The 1,110-nt window shown below is 71.9% G+C and carries 1 protein-coding gene; it reads right to left on the minus strand.

What is annotated here, in order from left to right; all coding sequences use genetic code 11:
- On the minus strand, window positions 1-1,048 hold a 1,048-nt coding region (locus tag C666_RS19120; protein WP_248637700.1), incomplete at its 3' end, for an ABC transporter transmembrane domain-containing protein.
- Window positions 1,049-1,110 lie beyond the last annotated feature (62 nt).

Here is a 1,110-nt window from a genome sequence, read left to right on the forward strand (position 1 = left end):
CAGGCTCGCGGATCGCCGGTTCGGCGTGCAGCAGTTCGAGCAGGCGCCCGGCGGCGCCGGCCGCGCGCATGACGTCGCCCCACACTTCGGCCAGCGTGCCCGCCCCGCCCGCGACCAGTGCCGCGTACAGCACGAAGGCGGCGAGGTCACCGGTGCTCAGGCTGCCGGTCCGCACCTGCTGGGCGCCGATCCACAGCACGAAGATGATCGACCCCATCACCGCGGCGATGATCAGCGCGGTCAGTCCCGCCCGCACCCGGGTGCGGCGGATCGCCGAGACGAAGCCGGCCTCGCTGCGCGCGGCGAAGCGGCGGGCTTCTTCGGCCTCCTGGGTGAAGGCCTGCACGGTGGGCATCGCATTGAGGATCTCGCCGGCCAGCGCCGAGGCGTCGGCGATGCGGTCCTGCGATTCGCGCGACAGCCGCTTGAGCCTGCGCCCGACCAGCATGATCGGCACGGCGAGCCCCACCATCAGCCCGAGATTGAGTGCGAACAGGCCGAAGCTGGTCACCGCCAGCATCACCATGCCGCCGACGAACTGGAACAGGCTGCGCAGCCCCATCGACACCGAGCTGCCAACCACGGTCTGGATCAGCGTGGCATCGCCCGTCAGCCGCGACAGCACCTCGCCGGTCTGCAGGGTCTCGAAGAACTCGGGCGACTGCCCGAGCACGCGCGCATACACCGCGCTGCGCAAATCGGCCGTGACCCGCTCACCGACCCAGGACACGGTGTAGTAGCGCGCCGCTACCACCACGCCCCAGAATGCGGCGAGCGCGAACAGTTGCAGGAAATGGCCGTCGAGCGCGCCGGCCGCGGCCGTGCCGCCGCCGGCGCCGAAGCCGAAATCGACCAGGTCGCGGAAGGCCAGCGGCACCAGCAGCAGCGTGGCCGAGCCGAGGCACAGCAGCGCGAAGGCCAGCGCGATGCGCGCGCGGTACGGGCGCAGGAAGGGCAGCAGGCCGCTCAGCGCGGACAGGCGGCGCGGCGCGGCGGAAACGGCATCCGGCAAAGGAGCGGGGGACGGCGGTACGGGGGCACGGGGCATGCCCGATTATCGTCGATCGTCCCGGCGCTGTCCCGGCCGAGCCGCCTGGTATGAAGATTGCT

Source organism: Thauera linaloolentis 47Lol = DSM 12138, from assembly GCF_000310205.1.
GTDB classification, from domain to species: domain Bacteria; phylum Pseudomonadota; class Gammaproteobacteria; order Burkholderiales; family Rhodocyclaceae; genus Thauera; species Thauera linaloolentis.